This window comes from Candidatus Tectomicrobia bacterium, from assembly GCA_016192135.1.
Lineage (GTDB): Bacteria > UBA8248 > UBA8248 > UBA8248 > UBA8248 > 2-12-FULL-69-37.
Window position 1 is genome coordinate 166732 of the sequence record JACPUR010000013.1, and the last position, 22945, is coordinate 189676.

16 protein-coding genes are annotated in these 22945 nt (G+C 66.4%); 1 reads left to right on the forward strand and 15 read right to left on the reverse strand.

Annotation, left to right across the window (positions count from 1 at the left end; all coding sequences use genetic code 11):
* Positions 1 to 148 precede the first annotated feature (148 nt).
* The 4 genes from HYZ11_04900 to HYZ11_04915 form a co-directional block, all read right to left on the reverse strand.
* Complete coding sequence (locus tag HYZ11_04900) at positions 149 to 3529, reverse strand: aminotransferase class V-fold PLP-dependent enzyme (protein ID MBI3126924.1); 3381 nt, start codon at positions 3527 to 3529, stop codon at positions 149 to 151.
* Positions 3530 to 3692: 163 nt separating this feature from the next.
* Positions 3693 to 5405 (reverse strand): CocE/NonD family hydrolase, encoded by a 1713-nt coding sequence (locus tag HYZ11_04905; protein ID MBI3126925.1) that lies wholly within the window; start codon positions 5403 to 5405, stop codon positions 3693 to 3695.
* Positions 5406 to 5570: 165 nt separating this feature from the next.
* On the reverse strand, positions 5571 to 8135 hold the full coding sequence (locus HYZ11_04910) for a TRAP transporter fused permease subunit (GenBank protein MBI3126926.1): 2565 nt from the start codon (positions 8133 to 8135) through the stop codon (positions 5571 to 5573).
* 163 nt (positions 8136 to 8298) lie between these two features.
* The gene (locus tag HYZ11_04915; GenBank protein MBI3126927.1) at positions 8299 to 9306 is read right to left on the reverse strand and encodes a TAXI family TRAP transporter solute-binding subunit; all 1008 of its coding nucleotides are present in this window, start codon (positions 9304 to 9306) and stop codon (positions 8299 to 8301) included.
* Between the two features lie 228 nt (positions 9307 to 9534).
* Here HYZ11_04915 and HYZ11_04920 point away from each other — a divergent pair, with 228 nt between their 5' ends.
* Positions 9535 to 10524, forward strand: coding sequence for an alpha/beta fold hydrolase (locus tag HYZ11_04920; protein MBI3126928.1), 990 nt, complete (start codon positions 9535 to 9537; stop codon positions 10522 to 10524).
* Between the two features lie 14 nt (positions 10525 to 10538).
* Here the strand turns inward: HYZ11_04920 and HYZ11_04925 are convergent, their stop codons facing one another.
* From HYZ11_04925 to HYZ11_04975, 11 genes are all read right to left on the reverse strand, one after another.
* A complete protein-coding gene (locus HYZ11_04925) occupies positions 10539 to 12308 on the reverse strand; it encodes a DUF4445 domain-containing protein (GenBank protein MBI3126929.1) in 1770 nt (589 codons plus the stop codon).
* A complete protein-coding gene (locus HYZ11_04930; protein MBI3126930.1) occupies positions 12295 to 13455 on the reverse strand; it encodes a hypothetical protein in 1161 nt (386 codons plus the stop codon). The genes HYZ11_04925 and HYZ11_04930 overlap by 14 nt, the downstream gene beginning before the upstream one ends.
* 20 nt (positions 13456 to 13475) lie before the next feature.
* Entirely contained in the window at positions 13476 to 14129 is a 654-nt protein-coding gene (locus HYZ11_04935; protein MBI3126931.1) for a corrinoid protein, read from the reverse strand.
* A 42-nt stretch (positions 14130 to 14171) separates the two neighbouring features.
* On the reverse strand, positions 14172 to 15059 hold the full coding sequence (locus HYZ11_04940; protein ID MBI3126932.1) for a homocysteine S-methyltransferase family protein: 888 nt from the start codon (positions 15057 to 15059) through the stop codon (positions 14172 to 14174).
* Positions 15060 to 15398: 339 nt separating this feature from the next.
* Complete coding sequence (locus tag HYZ11_04945) at positions 15399 to 16430, reverse strand: sugar ABC transporter substrate-binding protein (protein ID MBI3126933.1); 1032 nt, start codon at positions 16428 to 16430, stop codon at positions 15399 to 15401.
* Between the two features lie 61 nt (positions 16431 to 16491).
* Positions 16492 to 17502: an ABC transporter permease gene (locus HYZ11_04950; GenBank protein ID MBI3126934.1), complete on the reverse strand. Its 1011-nt coding sequence runs from the start codon at positions 17500 to 17502 to the stop codon at positions 16492 to 16494.
* A gap of 50 nt (positions 17503 to 17552) precedes the next feature.
* On the reverse strand, positions 17553 to 18542 hold the full coding sequence (locus tag HYZ11_04955; protein MBI3126935.1) for an ABC transporter permease: 990 nt from the start codon (positions 18540 to 18542) through the stop codon (positions 17553 to 17555).
* Positions 18543 to 18552: 10 nt separating this feature from the next.
* Positions 18553 to 20061 carry a sugar ABC transporter ATP-binding protein gene (locus HYZ11_04960; GenBank protein MBI3126936.1) on the reverse strand — a complete coding sequence of 503 codons (1509 nt, stop codon included), beginning with the start codon at positions 20059 to 20061 and terminating at the stop codon, positions 18553 to 18555.
* A 416-nt stretch (positions 20062 to 20477) separates the two neighbouring features.
* Positions 20478 to 21836, reverse strand: a complete 1359-nt coding sequence (locus HYZ11_04965) for an amidase (GenBank protein ID MBI3126937.1) — start codon at positions 21834 to 21836, stop codon at positions 20478 to 20480.
* Complete coding sequence (locus HYZ11_04970) at positions 21829 to 22026, reverse strand: hypothetical protein (GenBank protein ID MBI3126938.1); 198 nt, start codon at positions 22024 to 22026, stop codon at positions 21829 to 21831. The genes HYZ11_04965 and HYZ11_04970 overlap by 8 nt, the downstream gene beginning before the upstream one ends.
* Before the next feature lie 22 nt (positions 22027 to 22048).
* On the reverse strand, positions 22049 to 22939 hold the full coding sequence (locus tag HYZ11_04975; GenBank protein ID MBI3126939.1) for an alpha/beta fold hydrolase: 891 nt from the start codon (positions 22937 to 22939) through the stop codon (positions 22049 to 22051).
* Positions 22940 to 22945: the final 6 nt, after the last annotated feature.

The following is a 22945-nucleotide window of genomic DNA, read 5'->3' on the forward strand; positions in this document are numbered from 1 at the left end:
TTCCACCGAACGGACGCGATGGCAAACCTCCCCGCCCGCTTCATGCCGCTCCGGGAGACGGCCAAGCCTGCGGCCGCCGCCGCAGCGCAACCTTCTCGATCAGGGGTGTCAGGGAACGGCAGGCGCGAGGCCGGGGTTGTCGAGCCGGTTATTTGCAGGGGAGGAAGCGAACCACGGTTTCCATTTCTTCCAAGACTTGAGCCAGCTTGGCGAGAGCTTCATCCACGTCCGCTTCGGAGGTGAACGGGGAGAGGCTGAGGCGGACCGCGCAGTGGGCTTCCTCCTCGGAACGTCCCATGGCGAGGAGAACATGCGTGGGCTCGGGAGAGCCGGACTTGCAGGCCGAGCCCGAGGAAATGGCCACGCCGCGCTGGTCGAGGGCGATGACGAGCGACTCACCCCGCAGCCCGGGCAGCGTCATGTTGAGGGTGTTCGGGAGCCGGTCCACGGGATGGCCGTTCCGCCGGGCGCCGGGGACGATCCGGCGGATGCCCGCCTCGAGCCTGTCCCTGAGGCGGCGAATCTCCTCCGCCCGGCCGAGCCGGTCCGGGGCCAGCTCGGCCGCCTTCCCCATTCCCGCGATCTGGGGCACGTTCTCCGTCCCCGCCCGCAGTCCGCTCTCCTGCTGCCCCCCGTGGATGAGAGGCTCGATCTCCACCTCCTTGCGGACATACAGGACGCCCGCCCCCTTGGGGCCGTGGAACTTGTGGGCGGCGAGGCTCAGCAGATCCACCCCCAGCGCCTCGACATCCACCGGAATCTTGCCCGCGGCCTGCACCGCGTCCGTGTGGAAGAGCGCCCCGCGCTCGTGCGCGGCGGCGCACAACTCCCGGATGGGGAGGATCGTGCCCACCTCGTTGTTGGCCATCATCACGGATACGAGGGTCGTCCCCTCCCGGAGGGCGCTCCGCAGCCGATCCGAATCCAGGCTCCCGGTCCCGTCCACATCGAGATAGGTGACCTCGAAACCCATCCGTTCCAGAAAGCGGAAGGCCCCCAGGACGGAAGGATGCTCGATGGCGGTGGTGACGACATGGCGCCCCTGGTGCCAGCGGGAGAAGGCGGCCCCCTTGATGGCCAGGTTGTTCGACTCCGAGCCTCCCCCCGTGAAGATGATCCGCCGGGGATTCGCCCCGATAAGCGCGCCGACCTGGCGCCGGGCATGGGCGATCGCCTCGCGCGCCTGGCGCCCCGCGAGATGCAGGCTCGACGGGTTGCCGCAGCCGTCTCCCAGGTAGGGGAGCATAGTCTCTTTCACGGCATCATCCACTCGCGTGGTGGCGTTGTTGTCCAGGTAGATACGGCGGGCGGGGGCGGCCGGGACGGCAGCCGGCGTCATCGCGGAGGCATGATCGGCCTTCCCGTTCCGGCTCCCGCGCACGGCCTTCCCCCGCGCCTTGACGACCTCGCACAGGAGGGCCTTGTAGACCGGAAACCCGGATATTGCGTCATGGCGGGCGAGCGAGGTGAGCTCGTTCACGTTGGACGCCCGCCAGGCCTTGGGGCCGACCGGGCCGCCGCCCCCGAAGTTGCACTCGACCGCCCCCCGCGCGATGTCCTCGGTCACCCGCGCCCGGAAGCGCACCGCGCCCCTGCAGGTCCTCACCTCGACGGGGTCTCCCGTGCGGATGCCGCGCGGAGCGGCATCCTCGGGATGAATCTCGACCACCGGGCGCGGGCTCTCCCGCACCAGGCCGGGGACGCCGTGGTGCTGGGAGCGGAAGTCCGTCTGGAGGCGGGCGCCCGAATTGAAAATGAGGGGAAATTTCCCGGCCAGGGCCGGATCTCCGATGGGTCCCTCGGCGGGTTCGGTGTACTTGGGCAGGGGCTCGTGGCCGTGCTCTTCCAGGATCGTGGAATGGATCTCGAATTTACCGGTCGGCGTGTCGAACCCCGGCCGGCCGTCGGGGCGGAGGCCCCCCTTGCGCCACTTCTGGTATTCCAGCATCGGCGACGGGATGCGCACGGTGCCTCCCGCCTCGCGCACCTGCTCCAGGGTGAAGCCCGAGCCCTGAAGGACGAAGCGCAGGAGCGCCTCTTCGCTCTGGGGGTATTGGCCGCCATAGCCAAGGCGCCGGGCCAGCTCGGCCATGATGAGGTAGTCGTTCCGCGCCTCTCCCACGGGCTCGATGAGACGCTCCCGGAGCCGGAAGATGGGCCCGTAGACCATGTACGAATCGATCTCGAACATGGTGGTGGCGGGGAGGACGATGTCGGCGTAGGCGGCGTCGGCGGTGAGCTGGCGGTCGACGGTGACGAGAAAGTCCAGCCGGGAGAGGGTCTCCCGCCAAAGGCGGGTCTCGGGCCATGAGGTGAGGAGAGAGGCTCCATGCACGATGAGCGCCCGGATGCGGTAGGGATCGCCTTTCAGGACCGAATCCACCAGAGCGCCCGCGTGGAATTCCCCCCGGTAGCGCGTGTAGACGGGGAAGCGGTGCCGGTCTGCCGCGCGGGCGGGCGCAGGGTTCTCGACGTTGCAGGAGCGGTTGACGGGGAAATGGCTGTCCTGCATGGCGAGGACCAGCCCCCCCGGCACGTCGAGCTGCCCGGCCAAGGCCCACGCCGTGAGGACGGCCCGGATGGCCTGGACGCCGCTGTCCGAGTACTCGAGGCCAGTGTACATGACGGGGGCACACCCGTTGGCGCCGCATATTCTCCGGGCGAGCCGGCGGATGGTTTCGGCGGGCACCCCGGTGACCGGCTCCACGGCTTCGGGCTTGAAGTGCCACACGTACTCCCGCAACTCCGGGAACCCATGCGTCCAGTCGCGGGCGAAACCTTCGTCGTGAATCTCCTCCTCGATCATCACCTGGATGAGGCTCAGCGCCAGCGCCCCGTCCGTGCCCGGGCGGATCGGGATCCAGCGGGCCCCCGTGCTGACGGCGGTCTCGCTGCGGCGGGGGTCGATGACGACGACCTCGGCGCCCCGCTTGGCCGCGGCGAGAATGCGGTGCATGTCCAGGGGCGGCGAATCGGTGGCCGGATTGGCCCCCCAGACGACCACCATCTCCGCGTGCTCGATATCGGTGAACATGTTGATGAGCATCCGGCCCATTGTGACGTGGGGGGCGATGACGGCGAAGGAAACGTAGCACAGCGCCCCCACTCCCATGGTGTTGGGCGAGCCGTAGCGGAACAACACGCTGGAGGCGGAAGAGACGGCGACGCCCTTCGGCTGGAAAAGATCGCAGAGCGAAAGTTCGAAGGCGCCCCGGCCGGTATAGATGGCCGCGGCTTCGGGGCCGGACTCCTCCCGGATCCGAAGGAGCCGCTCCACGATCTCCTCGTAGGCTTCATCCCAGGAAATCCGCTCGAAGCGGTTCGTGCCTTTGGAGCCGATCCGCCTCATGGGATGCCGGAGGCGGTGTCGCGAGTGGACGATCGCGGGGGCATGCCTGCCGCGGAGGCAGAGCATTCCGAGGGGATGGGTGGCGTCCGGGCGGATATCCGCCAGCTTGCCTCCCCGTACCCCCGCTTCCACCCAGCAACCGGCCGGGCAGATCCCGCAAATCCCCCGCTTCCACTTCATCCCGCGTGTCCTGTCATACCGTAAGGTCCCAAGTCCCGCAGGTTTCACCCCGAAGAATCACGGGCACACAGATCGCAGGGAAAGCTGGAAGGCCGCGGGTAGAACCCCGCGGCCTTCCTCCGCGCAACCTCCTGATTCCCGTCCTTGTCCGATCGTCCGGCGCCTACTTCGCCGGGATAATCGGCAGCAGAAGATGCGCCGGCCGCCCCGGCCCCGTATGAAGCGTCACCTTCCGCCCGAACACCCGCAGCGGGCGATCCTGCGGATGGATGTGCCGGAACGGCCCCACGCCGTAGTAGACGCGCTCGCTCGCCTGCTTGGGCGGATTCTCGAAGCCGGGATAGACGTAATCCCGCCCCCGGACGCTCAGTCCCACCCGGTGGCCCTTCGGCACCGCGATTGAGGTCGGCCAGATTTCCACGTCGAGCTCGTATACCTCGCCCGCCTTGAGCGGCTGCTTCTCGTCGTGCGTATGATAGGGCCTGTAAGGCAGGGATTTCCTCGGATCCAGCTTTCGGTGCGAAGCCCTCAGCCAGCCGTGCCCCACGGGCGTGTGCGGGTCGTTCGAGCCCTGGAATGTGATCTCCCGCATCTCGGGGTCGAACACACGCAGCACGAGGAAGAGGTCCGCGTCCTCCGTTTCCGACGAGATGAACAGCTTGGCCGCGGCGGGCCCGGTGATCTCCGTCTCCTTCTCGAAAGGCGCCGTCAGGAAAGTGAGACCCTTCCCCACGGCCTCGTATTCCGCCGCTCTCTCCTTCTCATGAGGCTCCGTGGAGAGAGTGGCGTTCCCGGGATGGAGATAGAATTTCGTCCACCGCGTCCGGGCGAGGGGCCACTCGCTTTCGGCGCGCTCGACGAACTTTTCGCCCGGATGGCGGACGTGAAGAGCAATCTTGGGCTGGGTGGTCCAGCAAGTATCCTCACCCTTGAGGAAGTGGCCGAAGAAGCGCTTCTGCAGGGCGAGGCCGTAGTCGGTGTAGAAGTGGGTGAAATGGTCGAGCCCGTGCATCTCGAGCCACTTCTGCTCCGATGCGGCGTGCATGAATCCCTCGATGTTTCCCCGCGGGTGCAGTCCCACGCCTCCCCAGTTTCCGGCCGAGAGCAAGGGCACGTTGATCTTGGAGAAGTCCGGCATCCGGGCCTTCCAGTATTCGTCGATCAGCGGGTGATCGAGGAGGTCCTGCCCGTAATCGCAGCGGTTGGCGTTGAGTTCCTCGTCCGAGAGGGTCTCGGGCCCCGAGCTCCACTCGCCGTTGATCCGGCTGCGGAAATCGCGCTCCCCCCGCCCGTGCTGGCGGCGCACGACGGTGTCCTTGTACCAAGTGTCGGCGAAGATGCAATAAATCCCGCCGTGGTGGCTGAGGTCGCGGTACCAGTCCGCGGCACCCTCCCAGACGCACATGGCCGCGAGGTGGGGGGGCTGGAGAGAGGCGACGCACCACTGGTTCATGGCATAGTAGGAAATACCGTTCAGCCCCACCTTTCCGCTGCACCAGGGCTGCCCGGCCGCCCACTCGATGCAATCGTAGAAGTCCTTCATCTCCCGGGGGGAAAACACTTCCATGAAGCCTGGGGAACGGCCCGCGCCGCGCGAATCTACCCGGACGCAGGCATACCCGTCGGGCACCCACTTCTCCGGGTCCGCCACCTCCCAGTTCGCGTACTTGCCCGAAGAACCCGCCAGCGACTCGGGATACTTCTCGGTCAACACCTTCCACTGGGCGGGATAACCGTCCATGAGGTGCAGCCACTTGGCATAGGGCCCATAGGTCATGATGGCGGGGTACTTGCCCTCGGCGACGGGGCGGTAGACGTCGCACCGCAGGACGACGCCGTCATCCATCTCGATCGGGACGTCCCAGTCGATTCGCATCCCATTTCGCACTTCACTCTTGAAAGCCTCCATGCTCCCTCCCGTCTGGCGCTTCGTGCCATTCGTTGCGCACCACAAATCCCGCTCGGGGAAATAAGCGTGCTTTCGCGTGCAACTGCATCAAGCTTTTCTCACAGCCCCCCGCGTCGGCGCCTTGCTTCGGCCTCAGGCCGGCGGCGAAGCGGGGGCTGAGGAGGATTCAGCGGGGATTGGCAGGGGGCCCCCGGCCTCCGCCTGCCCCCGCGCGCGGACGTTCTGAACCACGATTCCGGCGATCATCAAGAGCGTTCCCAATGAGAACGTCCACCACACATCGGAGAAAAGAAGGAACGCGGCCAGCAGGAAGTTCGCGCGCTCCAAGACCTTAAGCCTGCACCGCAGGAATCCCTCGAATCCCGCTGCGGTGCAATAGAAGCCCATGAAGGTGGTCACCCATACCACCAGGATGTGCGGCCAGGAGGCATCCTTGTTCATGAGAATCGGGGTGTACGCCATGAGGAAGGGCACGATGTAGAGCGCCCAAGCCAGGCGCACCGATGCGAACCCCGTCCGCATGGGGTCCGCCCCGGCGATGCCCGCCGCGATGAAGGCACCCAGCGCGAAGGGGGGTGTGAGCGGAGCGGTAACGGTGAACCACAGGGTCAGGAGATGCGCGTTGAGGAGCGGCACCCCCAACTTGAGCAGCGCGGGCACGGCCAGGACGGAGAGGAGGATGTAGGCGGCCGAGGCCGTCATGCCCATCCCCATCACGTAGGCGGCCGCCCCGCACAGGAGGATGACCATCGGCAGCTCGGTCCACTGCCAGCCGAACAGATCGACGAAGGTCTGGGCATATCCCAGGACGATCGAGGGAAACTTGAGGCCCAGGCCGGGAAGCGAGATGCCGGCCAGCATGACCCCCACCACCCCCGCCGTTACCCCGATGATGAGCGAGTTCAGGGCGCCTTTTTCCAGGCCATCCAGCACCCGGGGGGAGGAAAGAACCAGGATCGCCGTGACGCCCCAGAAAAGGGATTGGCCGGCCTCGGCGCCCGCCAGCAGGAGGACGGCGGGCACGGCGGTGCCCGCCGCCAGCATCCAGTTCTCCCGCCAGAAAGTTCCGCGGGGGGCCGCCACCGCCTCGGCGACGATGCGCTGGTATTCCGCCTCTATCTTTTCAGCGGAATGGTGGTCCCGGAGCATGGCCGCCTTTACCTCCTCGGCCCTGACCCGGGCCCAGTCCACGCCGGTGCCCCATGGGGGCACGCCCAGGGCGCGCGCGACGAGAGGAGGAAGGCCGATGATGCGTGTATCCTCCCGGAAGAAGCCGAGGAAGATGGAGAGCATGATGGCCCAAAGGGCCGCATCGAAGGGGGAGCGCCCGATGACGAGGCGGATGACAAGCACCAAGACGGGGAGGAGGAGATAGCCCTCCTTCCGCATCACTTCGCCGAGGCGGGGCAGCTCTTCCTTCGGAATGCCGTGGATGCCCCATAGGCCGGCGCGGTGATGGACCGACATGTAGCACTGGTAGTAGTACATCACGGCGGGCATGAACGCGACGAGGGCGATGTAGTTGTAGTCGATCTCGGTGAAGGCGGCCATGAGGAAGGCCGCCGAGCCCATGACCGGGGGCATCAGGATTCCCCCGGTCGAGGCGACCGCCTCCACCGCGGCCGCGAAGTGTGGCATGAAGCCGGATCGCTTCATCATCGGGATGGTGAAGGTGCCCGTGATCACGATGTTGGGCGCTCCGCTCCCGCAGATCATCCCCACGAGCCCGCTCGATACGACGGCCGCCTTGGCCGGGCCGCCGCGCAGATGGCCCACCAGGGCGAACGAGAGCTTCACGAAGACATCCCCCACCTTCGTCATCTCCAGGAACACCCCGAAGATGATGAAGAGGAAGACGTAGCTCGCATAGACCCCCGCGACCACGCCGAAGATACCCTCCGAGCCGAAGAGGAAATAGGAGAGCTCATTCCAGGTGAAGCCGGCGTGATGCAGGCGGCCGGAAATCGCGTTGCCGTGGACCGCGTAAACACAGAACAGAATACCGAGGGCGGGCAGGACCCAGCCGAGGAGCCGACGGCACATCTCGATGGAGATGGCGGCCGCGAGGAAGCCCATGATCACGTCGTGCCAGACGATGATTCCCGCCCGCTCGCCCCGGTCCGCGAAGTTCACGATGTAGTTGAGGACGATGCCCAAGGTGATGACGAACAGCAGGACGTCCACCACCGAGGGTCGGTGCTTCGGGGACCGCTCCCTCGCGGGATAGTAGAAGAAGGTCAGTATCGCCGTGAAGAAGATGTACAGCGTGAGGTAATACTGGAATGCGTAGAGCTGCAGGGTGGGAAACTGGAAGGTTCCCCATATCCAGGAGAGATTCTTGGAGAGCCCGGTCGGAAGGACCGGGCCGAGGAAATAGACCAGCGGCTCGCCGAAGCCGAGCAGGAGATCCACCCGGGCGCTGTTGGCCGCGCCGTAGAGGAAATACCCGCTGAAAACGACCGCCGAGAGCCAAATCGCCACGCGGGGGAAAAGGCATACCCCCGTCGTGTAGAAGAAGAGGACCCCCGAGACCGACAAGCTCAGCAGGGGCAGCCGGATCTCCTGCCAAGCCCATTCGTAGTCAATGGGCATGAACAGGGTGAACGTCCTCCCTCCGATGAACAGTTGATAAATGACAAAAAGAACGGTCAGGACCGCCCAGAGGGGGAATAGTTCCTTCTGAAGGCCTGGCGCCATGATCCGGCGGGGTTTCATTTCTGGGGATATGAGGAATTTCAAGCAGCTGAGCAGGTTTCTGATGCCCGGGCTCATCGCCACCGCGAGCCTTCCTCTTTAGCAAGAACCGGAAGAGAAAAATCCCCGGACGGGATGCGCCCCCGCCCGGGGAAGGTTCGCTGCCCTAATCCACCTTGAAGCCCTTTTCCTTCCAGTACCGCGCCGCTCCGGGATGGGTCTTCATGCCGGTCATCTGCATGATCTGGAGGAATTCCGGGTCCTTGGCCTGCTCCAAGCCGCTCTTCCATCCGACGGCGATGTTCACCATCAGATCGGCGTTCTTCGGGTCGTAGGTGTGCCGCGTCACCTCGTAGACGACGTCGTTGGGCACCTGCGTGTTCGATACGAGCATGGACATGTAGACCACCGTGGTGAACGGCTCGTCTTCCATGCCCTTGTAGAGGTTCGTCTTATACGTCTTCTTGTAGTATCCCTTGCTGTAATCGATGAACGCCTGGATAACGTCGTCGGGCAGGGTCAGGATCCGGATCGGCGCCGAGTAGGAGGCCTGCAGGATGGCAGGCGCCCCGAGCGGGTTCGGAATGCCGAAGGCATCGAGCTTGCGGTCCACCATGTAGGTCGCCGCGTCGTTCCAGTTCATGCTGTCCTTGCGGACGCCCTCCCACAGGCCCGCCTTCTTCAAGGCGTACTCGATCATCCAGGCCGAGTTGCTGCCCTTGGGCCCCAGGCTGACGCGCTTGCCCTTGAGGTCCGCGAAGGTCTTGAGCCCGCCGTCCTTGAGTACCGCCAGCTGCAGGATGGCGTCCCCGGAGGGGCCGATGCCGCGCAGGGTGTCCCGCGCGCCCGTATCGCGCTCGAAGGGATTGAGCTTGCGCTGCCAAAAGTCCACGAAGGGGCCGCTCGACATGGCGATCTGCACCCGGTTGCGCGCGACCAGACGGGTGCCCTCGACGAAGCCGCCCGACTCCCGGTTCGTCGCCTGAAGCATCTTGCTGTTCCGGTTCACCACCTCGGCCACCGCGGCCAGAGCCCGGTAGGCGTTCGCCCCCTTCCCCGCGCCCGTGACGGTGATGCTGGTGGGCGCGGCTTCCGCCGCCATCGGGACGGCCAGACCGCTGGCGAGGCCAAAGGCCGCCAGCCAAAGAAGGGAATTCTTGGGCAGCCATTTCATTTCTCAGCCCTCCTTGAAATGAAAATAATGGCACGAGGATATCTAGGACTTTAAAATCGTAAAATGCACAATCGAGGTTGTCAACTCAATTCAGACTCATTAATCTGCTTAACAGGTGCCAGGATATCTCACTCACCCGGAAGAGGGAAAAATCCTTCAAAAAGAGTGTCTTATTTGGCGAGAAAACAGAAAAAACATGCGCCTTCGGAAAGGAGCCAAGAGATTTCCATGAACACGCCAGCCATTGAGTCGGAGGACTTCTTCATCGGCGCCCTGGATCCCGGCATCCGCCTGCATCTGCGGGAGAAACGCCTAAGAGGGATGAACCGCTTCGAATCCGTTTCCACCCTCCTGATGGTGCCGGGCCGGGGAGCGCCGGGGCCGGTCTCCTTCGACATCTCCGTCCCCGGATATTCCTGGATGGATTGGATGGCCTCCCGGGGGTGGGACGTTTGGACCCTGTCCTTCCGCGGGTTCGGCCGCTCGACCAAGCCCCCGGAGATGCTCGACGACCCGGCGGGCCAGCCCCCGGCCCTCCGGGGCCGGACCATGGTGCGCGACGTCGCCGCGGCGGTGGCGTTCATCCGCGAGAGGCGGGGGGTGGACCGGGTGAATCTCCTCGGCTGGTCGTGGGGCACCACCATCAGCCCCGCTTACACCGCCGACAACAACGACTCCGTGGGCCGCCTCGCGCTCTATGCCCCCTACTACGCCTATGACAATCCCGCCCGCGCCGCGCGGTTCGAAGATCCGGCCCGGCCGGGGGAATGGGACGCGAGGCGGGGCGCCTGGAGCTGGGAAACCGAGGAGGACGTGCGCCGAAGGTGGTGGGGGCACATTCCCGGCGAGGCGCACCATGCGTGGCGGGACGAACGGCTGGCCCGTGCTTATATGGACGAATGGTTCGACCTGGACCCGGAGGGAAGGCACCGCCATCCGCCTGCCATGCGCTCGCCGAACGGCTCCCTGCTCGACGCCTACGAGCGGTCGAAGAATACTCCCATTTATGACGCGGCGAAGGTGCGGCGGCCGGTCCTTCTTATCTATGGCGACCAGGATGGGGCATCCAACGAGGTGGAGGCCTGGGGGCTCTACCAGAAGCTCGCCTCTAGCCCGGAAAAGCGCTACATCGTCATCAGCGGCGCCACGCACTTCTTCCAATACGAGTTCCGGAGGGAGGTCTTGTTCAAGGAGGTGCAGCTCTTCCTAGAGGGTTGACGCGGGAAGAGAGCCTATCCCGGGAACGCCAGCTCCTCGATGAACGAGTCTTGAAAATCCTTCCGCCCTGCCAGTTCCACATACCGCGCCTTGCTCTTGAGCGATGAGGCGCGCGCCAGCTCCGCCCGGGAGAGGAGGGCGAGGCGCGCTCCGCTCGCGGCGGCGTTGTTCACGACGCGGACGCGACCGGCGGACTCCCTGGGCAGGAGGCCGATCCTGCACGCCCGTTCCGGGCGCAGATGGGCGCCGAAGGCCCCGGCGAGACAAACTTCGTCCACCTGCCCCCACCGGAGGCCCGCTTCCTGGAGGAGAAGCTCCGCGCCCGCGCGCACCGCCGCCTTCGCCGCCTGGAGCTTGCGGACATCTCCCTGGGTCAGGACGACCGCTCCTCCCTTTCCGCCACCGCCCAGGAGAACCCCCCGCCCCCCCTCCTCCTCGATGATGCGCCGGCGCAGGGGCCCCTCCTTGAGCGCGGCTGCCGCGCGTATCTTCCCCGATGGGTCAACGACGCCCAGGTCGAGAAGGCCCGCAGCCGCCTCGATGAGTCCCGTCCCGCAGATCCCGGAGGCGGATAGTCCCCCGACCGTGCGGAGGGTGAAGTCCCCTTCGCCTGGTTCCATCGCGCAGATGGCACCCGGGCCCACACCCATCCCGCAGCGGATCTCGCCCCCCTCAAATGCCGGGCCGGCCGGGGTCGAGGCGCACCAGATCCCTCCCCCCGGCGTCCCCAACAGGATTTCCACGTTCGTCCCCAGGTCCAGGGCCAGGCAGACGGACTTCCGCTCCGGCCGGCCGAGCCCCAGGGCGAGCGCCACCCCCACCGCATCCGCGCCGACGAAGCCGGCGAGCAGAGGGAGGAAATGCGCCTCCGCCGAGGCCGGCAGGCGGAGACCCGCTTCCCGGGGGCGGAAAGGAACACCTCCATCCGCCAGGGGCGCGTAGGGCGCCGTGCCGAAGGATTCCACCGGCATCCCCAGGAACAGGTGGTGCATCACGCTGTTTCCCGCGAAGACCAGCCCGGCGACCTGGCTCCGGCGCGCCCGGATGGAGCGGAGCAGGTCCGTGAGAAGGAAATCGACGTCGTGGCGGACGGCGCGGGTGAGTTCCTCCCCGGCGCCCCCTCCGCCCGTCTCCCGGGGGCTGGCCGCCAGCACCCGCGTCATCAGGTCGGCGCCCCAGGTGCGCTGGCTGTTCGGCCTCGAAGCCTCGGCCAGCAGGGCGCCCGTTTCCAGGTCGATGAGATAGCCGCACAAATTGGTGGTGCCGATGTCCACCACCGCGCCGTACGCCTTCGCCTGCGATGAAATTCCATTCCCGCAGCACCAGGGATCAATGCGCAGCGGAAGCGAGGTGTCCATCGTCTTGGGGACGGGGCTCTCCCCGGGCGGCGGGGCGAGGACGGCGAGCCTCCCCTCCACCCGGACCTGACAGGCCAGGCGCCATCCCGCCCGCAACTCTTCCCGGGAGAGCTGGAGAGCCTCGGCGGGATTGGGAGGTCCAAGCCAGGCGGGCGGCCCCTGGTTCGGGTCCGCGCTCCCCAGAGGAATGACCCGGCAGCGGGTGCATTTGCCGAAGCCGCCGCAGTCGGTCGCGATGGGAAAGCCGGCGGTCCGGGCGCCCTCGAGAATGGTGGCGCCTTCGGCGAGCCAGCCGCGGCGGGCGGGCTCACCGGAGAGAGGAGAGGCGCCCTCGGAACTCTCCGGGGAGAGACGGTAGAAAAGGACCTCGAAGCGATTTTCCCCGTCCTCCTCCCCAGGGGCGGAGGCTCTCTCAGTAGCGGCCATATTCCATCGCGGCTTCGAACATGGCGCAGACGTTCTCGGGAGGGACCTCGTCCTGGATGTTGTGGACGAAGTTCAGGACATAGCCGCCGCCGGGGGCGAGATCCCCGATGCGCCGCTTCACCTCTTCAAAGATCTCGGCGCGGGTGCCGAACGGGATCACGCGCCCGGTGTCGATGCCCCCCCAGAAGAACAGGTCCTTGCCGAACTCCCGCTTGAGCCGGGCGGTGTCCCCCATATTCTTGGCGGAAACCTGCACAGGGTTCAGGCCGTCCACCCCCACCTCGATCAGGTGGGGGAGGAACATGTCGATGCAGCCGTCGCAATGGTAGAGGAGCTTTCCTTCGGGCGCCGCCCGTTTCATCGCGTCGAAAAGGATTTTCTGGCGAGGCTTCACGAATTCCTTGTACATCTGCATCGAGATCATGGGGCCGTTCTGCGTTCCCAGGTCATCTCCCAGCAGGAAAACATCCACGTAGCCCCTCGTCTCCTCCAAGGCGCGCCCGATCATCTCCAGCTTGATCTCGACAACCTTGTCGAGAAGCGCGTGGATGAACTTCTTGTTCGTCACGAGGTCGGAGTAGAACTCGCCGAAGCCTCGCAGCCATTCGGCTTCCGCCCAGAATCCGCCGCGCGGGTAGAAGACCACCGCGTAATCCGTCTCCTCATGGAGCTTCCTCGCTCTCTCCCTCAGGCCGCGGTAGAGGCCCGGGTCCTTCGGATCGGGCCACGGGAAGCGCCGGAGCGCTTCGAGGGTTCCGTTCCCGTCTCCCTCGAATGGCCCCTTCAGGAGAAAATAGGAGTTCGATTCCTCGGTCTTTTCCCACTGGACGCCCCATTCGTCCTGATAAGTGCGCGGGCCGATTTGGATGTCCCGCCAGTCCTCCGAGGGGCCGAGGAGCAGGGGGCGCGTGTCCACGTGGAAGCGCCCGAGGATCTCCTCATCCACGAAGGCGACCTGCCCCTGCTTGGTCATGATGCGCGTCTCGGCTTCGACCCCCATGAAGCGCTTCAGCTTCTCGTAGGCCAGCGCCGAGATGCTGCTGACCGAGGTCGAGCCGAAGTCGATCGGGACCCGGTCCGCCTCCTGGTGGCTGATCGCCCGCCGGACCCGCTCCCTCGGGGTCGGCGCCCCGTTTCGGGAAGTCATCTTAGGTATCTCCCATGGGCTCAGAGCGCCCGGACGTGGGCCGGCGCGCACAGCGCCTTGAAGCGGTCCACGGCGACGGCTGCGTCCTTGGCGTAGCCGTCCGCCCCAATCTTCCTGGAGTAGGCTTCGTCGAGGGGGGCGCCGCCGACCACGATCCGGACCTCCGGCCCGAACGGAGCCCGGCGGATCTCCTGAATGATGCCACTCATGCGGTTCATGGTGGTGGTGAGGAGGGCCGACATGCCCAGCAGGCGCGCCCCCGTCCGCTCAATCGCTTGGATGAATTTCTCGGCGCCCGCGTTCACGCCCAGGTCGGTCACCTCGAATCCGGCGCCCCGGAGCATCATGGCCACCAGGTTCTTTCCGATATCGTGCATGTCGCCCTTCACCGTTCCGATGACCACCTTGCCGAGCGGCTTCACGCCCGTGGCCTCCAGCAGGGGGCGGAGCAGCTCCATGGCGGCCGTCATGACCTTCGCGGCCGCCATGAGCTCGGGAATGAACGCCTCTCCTCGGCCGAACTGGTCGCCGAGGATGTTGATCCCGGGGATCAATCCCTCGTTGAGGATCGCCACCGCGCCCCGGCCCGCATCCAGCTCGGCCCGGATCAGCCTGAGCACGGCTTCCTTGTCGCCCGATACGACTCCCTGCGTCAGCTCTGTATCGTGTGGCATGGCTCTCCTCTTTGCGACGCGGGTTTCCTCGTCCGCCCCGGTTCAATTGCCCCGCCGCAGCGCCTCGCTCATGGCGCGGATGTGGGCGGGCGTCGTCCCGCAACACCCTCCGATGTACCGGGCTCCCCCCTCGCGGCATCGGACCGCGTGGGCGGCCATCTCCCGGGCGCCCGCCTCGTAGCGGACCTCCCCCTCCCTCGCCCGAGGGATCCCCGCGTTGGACTGGACGATGAGGGGGAGGCCGGGATTCGCCAGGCTCATCTCATTGAGAATCTTCTCCATCTCGGAGGGGCCGTTGCCGCAGTTGGATCCGATCGCCCGGATGCCGGCCCCCGCCATCTCCAGGGCGGCCCGTCTCGGGGAAACCCCCATCATGGTGCGGCCGTGCGTATCGAAGGTCATGGTGCAGAAGACGGGCAGTCCGCAGGCCACGCGAGCCCCCTCCGCCCCGGCGCGAACTTCCTCCAGGTCGCTCATCGTCTCGAGCAAGATGAAATCCGCCCCGCCCTCGGCGAGCCCCCGGCACTGTTCGGCGAAGATGTCCCGGGCGTCCTCGAAGGAGAGCTCCCCCACCGGCTGGAGAAGCGCGCCCGTCGGCCCCGCCGATCCCGCCACCAGCACCCGCCGCCCCGAGCCGTCCGCCGCTTCCCGGGCAATTCCGGCGCCCGCCTGGTTCAGCTCCCTCGTGCATCCATTCAGGCCGTGAAGGGAGAGACGGAAACGGTTTCCGCCAAAGGTATTTGTGGTCACGACATCGGCCCCGGCGGCGATGTAGGCCTCATGGATGGAGCGGACGACCTTGGGACTCGCCGTATTCAGCCGCTCCGGGGCGTCGCCCGGCTCCAGGCCGGCGGCCTGGAGCATGGTGCCCATCGCGCCGTCTCCGATGAGAAGGCCGCTTCCCGCAAGCCATTCGTCCAGAAGGCTCATCTCTGGAACTTCCCCGGCAATGCTTCCCTCAACAGCCCCGGCGACCATCAGTATTTAAGAGTAACATATCCTGTATAGGCCCAAAAACTTCCTCTTGCCCCGGGATGTAACCGCCTGGTTTCCCCCAGCCTGCATTCGGCGCAGGTTCCGGCCATGCATAAACCGATGGCGCCTTAAAAGGGGGCCAAAAATCGCACAGATCAGGCAGCGGCCGGGCCACGCCAGGGCCGGCCGGTTCCCGTGCGGGCGGCCTGATAGGCCCGGGGAACAGGGGATTGGACTGGAAAAACCGGGGGCCTCCCGCTTTATCGCGGGACGGCCCCCGGTGGATCGGATGCTTTAGTTGAGTTTGGCCTTCCAGCCTTCCGGCGGGTTGTTGCCGTCGAAGTCGTAGCTGTCCACGTTCTTGGGCGTGACGATGACGGTCCGGTTCCACGTCATCCCAGGCACCTTCTGCCCCAGGGCCATCTTCACGGCCAAGCGCATGGCATCCCTCGCCATGTTCACGGGCGTGTTGGGCACCAGGACCTGTACATAACCCTCCCGTAGGGCTTGCTCCTGATGCTTGGCGATGTCCTGACAGGAGACCATCACGTCGCCCGGCTTCTTGCCGCGGGCCTTGAGGGCCTGCACGACCCCCTGCTGAATCAGGCCGCCGAAGCAGTACACCCCCTTCAGGTCGGGATGGGCTTGGAGGATATCCTCCATGTTCTTGAGGCCCTCGGCCGGATCGCTGGCGGACCACTTGGTGACCACGACCTTGATGCCCTTGAAGCGCCGGAGATATTCGAGCGCGCCGTCGTAGCGCCACTTGGCCGCGTCGGCCCCCGGAGGGCCAGGGAGCATGGCCACCTTGCCCTTGCCTCCGATGGCTTCCGCCAGCCCTGCCCCGTTCAGCATCCCGATTTCGTAGTCCGACTTCATCACCTGCACCGCGACCGGCGTGCGGAGAGCGATGTTGTCCACGACCACGGGAATCTTGGCCGTGACCGCCTTTTTGTACGTCGGCACCATGCCCGTGCTGCTGACTGCGTTGAGGATGATGGCATCCGGTTTCGTCTGGATCGCATCCTCGAACTGCTGGATCTGCTTGCTCAGGAAGGCATAGCCGCCCGCGTCGAAAATCTGGAAGGTCACGCCCAGCCGCTTCGCCTCGTCCTCGTATCCGTACCACTTCGACTGGAAGTAGGGGTCCGGCCCGTTGGGGATGAAGACCACCACCCGGATCTTCTTGCCGGCCGGGACCTTGGGGGCGGCCACCGCCGCCGCGTAGTGATCCTCCGCCGCCCATAGTTCGGGGACCGGGCCCAGGAGCAGCATCGCCAGGGGCACTGCCAGCAGGGCCAGCCACAGCATCTTTCGTCGTGTCATAGCGTCTTCCTCCCGATTCGACTCGACCGCCACGGAACCTGCAACTCCCTTTTCTCTCCCGCTACGCGACCCGCCGCCGCGCCACCGAGAGCCAGAAAGCGGCGATGATGATGCCCCCAATGATCATCTGCTGGACGAAGGTGGACACCCCCAGGATGTTCAGGCCGTTCCCCAGGAAGGCGATGATGAGGACGCCCATGGCCGTCCGGTAAATGCCGCCCTCGCCGCCCATGAAGTTTGTCCCTCCGATGGCCACGGAGGCGATGCCGTCCATCAGAAGGGGGAAGCCTCCCAGGTGGGGATGTCCCGAGGCCGAGCGGGACGAGAGGAGATAGGCGGCGACGGCCACGCAGAGGCCGCTCACCATGTAGATGACCATCTTCACCCGCTGCACCGGCACCCCCGACATGGCGGCGGCCTCCTCGTTCCCGCCGATGGCGTACACGTACCGGCCGAAAGGCGTCCGGCTCATCAGGAGGTACAGGAGGCCCGCCACCCCCAGGGCCACGAGGAGAGGGACCGGGACGGGGCCGATGTGCCCCTGCCCCAGCCAGAAGAAGACGGGCGCTTGCACGCTCTTCCCGGTCACGTCCATGAAAAAGAGGGTCCGGCCGGAGGTATAGACCAAGGCCAGCCCGCCCGCGATGTAGAGCATCCCGACCGTCGCCAGGAACGGCTGGATCCGGACGTAGGCCACCATCAGCCCGGTGAAGAGCCCGGCCGCCGCGCCCGCGAGCAGTCCGATGGAGGTTCCGGCCGCGAAGCCGAAGTGGATGATGGCGTCCACGGCGACGACGCTCACCAGGCTCGCCACCATCCCCTGCGAGAGATCGATACCCGCGCTGAGGATGGTGATGGTCTGGCCCGCGGCGATGATGTAGAGGATGGCCGCGTGGCGGATCACGTTGCCCAGGTTCTCGCCCGTCAGGAAGTGCGGGCTGCGGAGCGAGAAGAAGACCCCCATGCCCACCAGCGCCGCCGCCAGCAGGACCACCTGCCAGTCCACTTCGGCAGGGAGCTGAGGCCGCGCCACCGCCGTGCGAATCCGCGCTGCGGCACCGGCCGCGTCCAAGGCTTGCGTTCTCTCGGGTGCCGTTTCCATCGGTCTTCCCTCGGCCATCCTCAGCGCCGCTGCACGCCCCGCATGGCCGTGGCGGCCACGGAGGCCAGAATAATTCCGCCAATGACCACCTGCTGAATGAAGGTGGACATCCCCAGCAGGTTCAGGCCGTTCACCATGAGGCTGATCACCAGCATCCCGAGGAAGGTCTTGAGGACGCCCCCCCGGCCGCCGAAGAGGGAGGTTCCCCCGATGACCACCGATCCCAGGGACTGGAGGAGAAGATCGCCGCCGCCCAGGAGCGGCTCGCCCGAGATCGCTCGGGCCGTGAGGATGTATCCCCCGATGCCGCTCAGTATCCCGCTCAGGGTGTAGACCCCGACCAGCACCCAGGGCACCCGGATTCCCGAGGTAAGCGCCGCCTCGGGGTGCCCGCCCACTGCGTAGATGTGGCGGCCCAGCCGCGTCCGCTGGAGAAAGAAGTGAAGGAAGACGAGCCCGATGCCCATGAACACGGCCGGGACGGGCACCGGGCCCAGGCTTCCCTGCCCCACCCACGCGAAGTAGGGCAGGATGTCCTCTGGGATGCCGGCGATGGGCTCCCCCCCCGTATATTGCAGGGCGAGGCCGGCGGCCACGAACGATGTGCCCACGGTCACGATGATGGGGCTGAGGCGGACGATTCCCACCAGGACGCCGTTGATGAGCCCCACCACGAGCCCCACCAGAAGCCCGGCGCCGGTGCCCGCCGCCAGGCCGAACTGCATCATCACTCCAATGGTGATCACGCTGGTCAGGCTCACGATTGAGCCCTGAGAGAGGTCGATGCCGCCCGCCAGCAGACAGAGGGTCTGGCCCATCGCCAGGAAAAAGAGGGGGCTGGCCTGGCGCAGGATATTGGAGAAGTTCTCCACCCGGAGGAAGTGGGGCGAGAGACTCGTATAGACGACGCCCATGCCGGCCAGCACGGCCAGGAGAGCCACATCGCTCCAGGCGATGTTCCAGCCCTTCCGTCCCGGCAGATGACCCGCGGCCGCCTCGACCGTCGCCATGGTTCCTCCCTCAGACCGCCGCCGGCGCGGCGGGCGGGGCTTCGTCCAGCATGGCGGCGCGGAGGATCTTCTCCTGGGTGGCTTCCGCCCGCGAGAACTCGCCCGTGAGGCGGCCCTCCCGCATCACCAGAATCCGATCGCTCATGCCCAGGATCTCCGGCATCTCCGAGGAAATCATCAAGACGCCGGCGCCGCCCCGGGCCAGCTCCACCATGAGCCGGTGCACCTCGTACTTGGCCCCCACGTCGATGCCGCGCGTCGGCTCATCGAAGATGAGCACATCCGCCCCCGAGCAGAGCCACTTGGCCAGGACCACCTTCTGCTGATTGCCACCGCTCAGGAACCGCACCTGGCGGTCCAGCCTCGGCGTGGCGATGTTCAGCCTCCCGGCGTACTCACGGGGCAGGACTGCCTCGCGCTTGCGGTCGAGGAACAGCCACCGGACAAGGCGCCCCAGGGCGACCAGGGTGATGTTGGCGGCCACGGAGAGAAGGAGGATGACACCTTGGTTCTTGCGATCCTCGGGGATGAGCCCCAGGCCCCGGCGGATGGTATCGCGCGGGGTACGGGGGCGGAGGCGCTCACCTCTCAGCACGATGTTTCCCTGGTCGGCGCGATCCACCCCGAGGATAGCCCGGGCCATCTCCGTGCGGCCTGCGCCCACCAGCCCCGCCAGACCCAGGATTTCCCCTCGGCGGAGCGAAAAGCTGATGTCCCGGAAGGCGTTCCCTTCCCCCAGGCCCTCCACCCGGAGCACCTCCTCGCCAGCCTCCCGGGGCTCCCAGGGGAACTTCTCCGCCAGCTCCCGGCCCACCATGAGGCGGATGGTGTCTTCCGGCGAGAGCTCCTGTACCGGACCCGTGTGCACGTGACGTCCGTCCCGCAGGATGGACACCCGGTCCCCGATTTCCGCCACCTCCTCGAGCCTGTGGGAGATGTAGATAATCCCGACCCCCTGTTCCCGCAGGCGCCGGACGACAGCGAAGAGAGCCTTCACTTCCTCCTGGTCCAGCGATGAAGTGGGCTCGTCCATCACCATGATGCGGCAGCGGGCGCGGATGGCCTTGGCGATCTCCACCATCTGGCGGTCGGCCACGCTCAGCTCTTCCACAGGGATGCGCGGATCCAGCGAGCGGCCGAGGCTCCGAAGGAAATCGGCCGAGACGGAATTCATGGTGGCCCGGTCGATGAGACGGGCAGGGCCGACCGGCTCCTCGCCCAGGAAGATGTTTTCCGCGACCGAGAGCTGAGGGATCAGGTTCAGCTCTTGATAAATCGTGCGTATCCCGAGCTCCCGGGCGCGGCGCGGCGAGTCTATTTCCACCTCCTTCCCCTCCAGAAGGATGCGGCCTTCGTCCTTCTGGTAGAGCCCGGCGAGAATCTTGATGAGGGTGGACTTTCCGGCGCCGTTCTCGCCCAGCAGGACGTGTACCTCCCCGGCGCGCAGGTCGAAATTCACGGCGTCCAGGGCGCGGACCCCGGGGAACTCCTTGGCGATTCCTTCCATGCGGAGCACCATCGAAAGCGTCCTTCCCGAGCTCGCGCCGCATCTCACGCCCGCCGCTGGAACCGCCCGGCAAGATCGAGGAGATGCCCGGCGTGAGCGCCAGACTGGAGGGGCCATGCCGGATAACAGGGTGCCCAACCGCTGGGGAAACAAGAGAAATATAGTTTCTACTCCGATTTTATGTCAACCTCCCTATCTCATTTTTACCGCTTATTAGCTGGCCGCAGATGATCCCCGTAATTTTTAAGGGCCCAAATGGGACCAAAGACATCCAATTCAAAGACTTGTCCGACGGCTCGCCCGGACGGCCCGAGCCCGCCGGGAGGCTCCCACCCCCGTCTTGCCGCATCGTGTTCCGGAGATCTGGGGACCCCCCCTGAATGCGCTTTACCTCGGCATCAAGCCGACGAGCGTCTCTCGCCCGGATGTCAGGCCGGATTGGCGATCTCGCTTCGCCAGCCCAGTTCCTCCTCGCACCAGCGGGCGGCCGCCAGGAGATCGGATTCGCCGAAGCGTCTCCCTCCCAGTTGAAGCCCCATCGGCAGGCCCTCCTTTCCCCTTCCGGCCGGAAGCGTGATGCAAGGCAAGCCCGAATGGCTGAACGCCTCCGTGGCCAGCCGGTTCACCTGGGAGGGCTTCCCCCCCGGAGCAGCTCCCCAGGGAGGCGGGAAGCTCGCCATGGAAGGGAGGAGTAAAAGCTCGTGGCGCCTCAAGAGCGTTTCCAGCTCTCGGGCGAGCCGGGCCCGGAAGCGCAAAGCCCGCAGATAATGGACGGCGGGAATCATGAAGCCCGAGAGCACGGTTTGCCGGATGGTCGGGGCGTAGTCTTCCGGGCAGGCACGGAAGAGCGCCTCGTGGTAGCTCGCCGCCTCGGCCCGCATGATGATCCGGTGGGTGGCATGCATGAGGTCGAAGTCGAAGGGCAGATCCCCCTCTTCCACAGCGACCCCCGCCTCCCGCAGGCGCGCGGCCTCGCGCAGGGCGGCATCCGCGACCTCCGGATGGGCCCGGGAAAGAAGCCCTTTCAAGAAGAGCACGCTCCCGGGCCGGCGGGGGAGCGACTCCGCCGGGTAGTCGGGGACGGGCGCGTCGGCGGCGGTGTCGTCCGCGGGATGGGCCCCCGCGATGTGGGCGAGCAGAAGGGCGGCGTCCTCCGCGGTCCGCGAGAGGACCCCCAGGTGGTCCAAGGTCCAGGAAAGCGAGAACACGCCCGCCAGGGGGACGCGCCCGCGGGTCGGCTTGAAACCCACCACCCCGCAGAAGGTGGCCGGTCCGATGACGGACCCCCCGGTCTGGCTCCCGAGGGCCGCCGGGACCATGCCGCAGGCCACGGCGGCGGCGGAGCCGCTGCTCGAGCCGCCGGGGGAGCGGGAGAGGTTCCAGGGATTTCGGGTGGGGCCTGGATCCGGATTGGCGAATTGGGTGGTGACCGTCTTGCCGAGGATGATCGCGCCCGCCGCCCGGAGCCGCCCGGCCGCGACCGAATCCTCCTCGGGCACGTATCCCTTGAAGAGGGGCGAGCCCGCCTCGCGGACCAAGCCCTTCACGTCGATGATGTCCTTGATCCCGACGGGAGCGCCGGACAGCCCTCCCCGCATTTCTCCCTGATCGATTCGTGCCGCGGCCGCGAGCGCCCCTTCCCGATCCACTTGCACCCACGCCCGCACCCGCTCCTCGAGCGCGTCGACCCGGCCGAGCAGGGATTGGACCCACGCCGATGCCGTCAGCCTCCCCTCGCGGATTCGGCGGATGCCCTCGGAGAGGGTAAGCCGCCACGGCTCATTCATGCGCGCTCTCCGCCCTCCGGCGCCGGGGCATGGCGAGCCCCTCCTCGGGGCGCAATTCGGCTCCAGAAAGCCTTTCGAGGTCCTTGGCCACCTCCTCGGCGGCGGCCCGGCTCCGCGCATCCACCGGAAGGCCGTAGATGAGGCGCATCGCCTCCTCAATCTGCGCGGGAAGCAGTCCTTTTTCAGGCATCCCTCACCTCATCGGCGGCGGCCTATAGGTACTTGCCGAACCAGTCCAGCATCTCCCGTGCCCCGATTGCGTGCATCTCGGGATTCACGAAGTAATAGGAATCGTAGTGATTCGCCTTGGGGAGCATGACGATCTTCTTCGGCTCTCCGCACGTCTTGTAGCACTCAAGGGCCTCTTCGACCGGCACCACGCTGTCCCGCTCGGCGTAGATGAACAGGACGGGGCGGGGCGCTATGCGGCTTACCACCCATTCCGGCTTGTAGCGCAGGTTCGTCTCCGCGCTCTCCAGATCGTACTCCTTGACATAAAGAGGATGCTTTTGGTGGTGGGCTTGGCTGATGCCTGCGGTGTGGGGATCGCGCGGGTACATTTCGGTGGCCGGAATCATGGTGCGCTCGCCCGTCCGGACCCGGCGCCTCGCCGCCTCCTGGATCCGGTCGCGGAACTCGTACCACTCGTAGCGCCGCCGCCCGTTTCGCAGCCAGCGCTCCCCGTCGTGAACCCCCACCGAGGAGACGACCGCCTTCACCCGTCCATCGAAGGCGGCGACCCAGATCGCATTCGCTCCGCCATAGCTCGTCCCGTAGAGGCCGATCCGCTCTGGGTCCACGCCCTCGACCGTCTGCAGGAAGGTGATGCCGTCGTGGACATCCTGCGCCTGCTCAAGAGGACGGTGGCGCCCCCGCACCCCTTCGCTTTTTCCAAAACCCCGGTGGTCAGGCGCTAGGGCGAAGTAACCGGCCTCGCAGAGCTCCCGGGGCACATCCAGCCCGTAGATTTCCTTCATGCCCGTATACCCGTGGAGGCAGATGACGGCCGGACGGGGAGAATCGCCCGCCTTCCAGTCCTTGGGCTTATAGAGATAGGCCGCAATCTTCAGTCCGTCGCTGTAGTAGTTCACCTCTTCATACAAGAACGA

What these genes read in the sequence shown, in the direction of transcription:
- HYZ11_04900 (MBI3126924.1), bottom strand. Translation starts at nt 3,529, where the DNA reads ATGAAGTGGAAGCGGGGGATTTGCGGGATCTGCCCGGCCGGTTGCTGG.
- HYZ11_04905 (MBI3126925.1), bottom strand. Translation starts at nt 5,405, where the DNA reads ATGCGAATCGACTGGGACGTCCCGATCGAGATGGATGACGGCGTCGTC.
- HYZ11_04910 (MBI3126926.1), bottom strand. Translation starts at nt 8,135, where the DNA reads ATGGCGCCAGGCCTTCAGAAGGAACTATTCCCCCTCTGGGCGGTCCTG.
- HYZ11_04915 (MBI3126927.1), bottom strand. Translation starts at nt 9,306, where the DNA reads ATGAAATGGCTGCCCAAGAATTCCCTTCTTTGGCTGGCGGCCTTTGGC.
- HYZ11_04920 (MBI3126928.1), top strand. Translation starts at nt 9,535, where the DNA reads ATGAACACGCCAGCCATTGAGTCGGAGGACTTCTTCATCGGCGCCCTG.
- HYZ11_04925 (MBI3126929.1), bottom strand. Translation starts at nt 12,308, where the DNA reads ATGGCCGCTACTGAGAGAGCCTCCGCCCCTGGGGAGGAGGACGGGGAA.
- HYZ11_04930 (MBI3126930.1), bottom strand. Translation starts at nt 13,455, where the DNA reads ATGACTTCCCGAAACGGGGCGCCGACCCCGAGGGAGCGGGTCCGGCGG.
- HYZ11_04935 (MBI3126931.1), bottom strand. Translation starts at nt 14,129, where the DNA reads ATGCCACACGATACAGAGCTGACGCAGGGAGTCGTATCGGGCGACAAG.
- HYZ11_04940 (MBI3126932.1), bottom strand. Translation starts at nt 15,059, where the DNA reads ATGAGCCTTCTGGACGAATGGCTTGCGGGAAGCGGCCTTCTCATCGGA.
- HYZ11_04945 (MBI3126933.1), bottom strand. Translation starts at nt 16,430, where the DNA reads ATGACACGACGAAAGATGCTGTGGCTGGCCCTGCTGGCAGTGCCCCTG.
- HYZ11_04955 (MBI3126935.1), bottom strand. Translation starts at nt 18,542, where the DNA reads ATGGCGACGGTCGAGGCGGCCGCGGGTCATCTGCCGGGACGGAAGGGC.
- HYZ11_04960 (MBI3126936.1), bottom strand. Translation starts at nt 20,061, where the DNA reads ATGGTGCTCCGCATGGAAGGAATCGCCAAGGAGTTCCCCGGGGTCCGC.
- HYZ11_04965 (MBI3126937.1), bottom strand. Translation starts at nt 21,836, where the DNA reads ATGAATGAGCCGTGGCGGCTTACCCTCTCCGAGGGCATCCGCCGAATC.
- HYZ11_04970 (MBI3126938.1), bottom strand. Translation starts at nt 22,026, where the DNA reads ATGCCTGAAAAAGGACTGCTTCCCGCGCAGATTGAGGAGGCGATGCGC.